Raw genomic sequence first — 1,644 nt, forward strand, 5'->3', positions numbered from 1 at the left:
GAATCATCCATTGAGCGGGATCAGCATATCCATCAAAAATTTCAAAAGCTTTGGCGAGGATGCGTTCCCATTGCTTGGCTTCAGGCCAATAAATATTCTTATTGGCAGAAATAATTCTGGGAAGTCGTCGCTTATAGATTTGGTCGATCTGTTCGCCTCCGGAGGGAAGACATATGAGCAAACCAAACACAACGTAGGCGGCAGACCTTTTACGGCATACCTGGCGCACGTAGTAGACGAAGCGTCGATTCGCAGAGTTTTTCAAGAAAGCACCCTTGACGAGATCGATGACGCAGTTGCCATGTTTGCCCCGGCTACGTTGGAGGCCCTTGCTCAATGGATGTCTGCCGAAGACTTCAAGGGCGTCTCGACAAGCCGACTGCCTCAAGGTATCTCGATTTCGGACGAGAAGAAGACTGTTATTCTTGAGCGCACATCTACGCTGACGTTGCATCGAACAGTGCAGCAGCGCTCGTGATCGACTTCGCCGCCATGTCCGGATGATTGAATTCCCTGGACCCCGCGAGGGTCTCGGCGGTGGCCAACAGGCTGTCTGCGATCTCCACCAGTCGCGGCCGAATGCTACTCTTTGCATGCCAGACCGCCTTAGGTGGGGCCGAATTCCTGCGCTATCAGTGCAAGTATGGGCACACGCGCATCCAACCGAAACAGGGCGTTGTCGCACTAGTGCTTGACGCGGCAAAAGAGTTTGGCGTTGCGGCTGCCGTTAAGATCGAGCCGGATGGTCGGCAGATGGCAGCCCTCAGGGTCGCTTCTGACGATGGTGGGTTCTTGGTGATGGCAACCACGCCAACCGCCAAGGGAGACAGGCTGCACCCTGGTGATACCGTTATTTGGGTTCCGTTGGAACATACCCCATCGGCGGTCCCTCCGGGCACGGATCCTCGATTCGGTTGGGTTGGGTTTATTGTCGCGAAGGTTAAGCCCGAAGTCGACTTGGCGAAGCGCGACTTTGACGTCACGTGTTTCTATGACCGCTAAGTGCGGCCAACTGGCGAATGCCTTGCCGGTCCTGAAGGTTCGATTTTTGCGAGGGGGCAAAGAACATGGCAAAATCCACGGCTAAGGAGAAATGGCTGATCTTTGTAGACACCAACATTTTCTTAGATTTCTACCGCATTGGCGGCGAGAGTGCCGCACGACAGCTTGGCGCTTTGGACAGACACAAGGATTCGATCATCACTGGCGACCAAATTCGAATGGAGTTCTTGAAAAATCGTCAGAAGGTTATCGTTGATAGCATCAAGCAGCTGACCAAGCCGGCAAAGCTTTCGGTTCCGCCAATCATTACAGATACGCGACCTGTAAGAATGCTCGGGAAAAGATTGTCTGATGCACAGTCGCAGTTCTCAAAGATTCGGGCTAACGTCGAGAAGATTTTGACTGACCCATCTCACAACGATCCCGTATTCAAGCTCGTTAATCGGATTTTCAATCACAATTCGCCACTCAATCTATGCAGGCCAGACCCTCAAAGGTTCGTAATCAGAAATTTGGCCCGGAAGCGCTTTGTGCTCGGGTATCCGCCGCGAAAGAGTAACGACACATCAATTGGCGACGCCATCAATTGGGAATGGGTTATTCGCTGCGCACAGAACAGTGCCGACAATCACAACGTGATGA

General features: G+C 52.6%; 2 protein-coding genes. Both read left to right on the forward strand.

Annotation, left to right across the window (positions count from 1 at the left end; genetic code table 11):
* Positions 1-478 (forward strand): AAA family ATPase (locus tag X742_RS01000000171140; RefSeq protein WP_032925134.1); only part of this gene is annotated, 478 nt, incomplete at its 5' end.
* Positions 479-1,067: 589 nt separating this feature from the next.
* Positions 1,068-1,644 (forward strand): PIN domain-containing protein (locus X742_RS1000000171835; RefSeq protein ID WP_023775574.1); only part of this gene is annotated, 577 nt, incomplete at its 3' end.

It is taken from the genome of Mesorhizobium sp. LNHC229A00 (assembly GCF_000502415.1).
Lineage (GTDB): Bacteria > Pseudomonadota > Alphaproteobacteria > Rhizobiales > Rhizobiaceae > Mesorhizobium.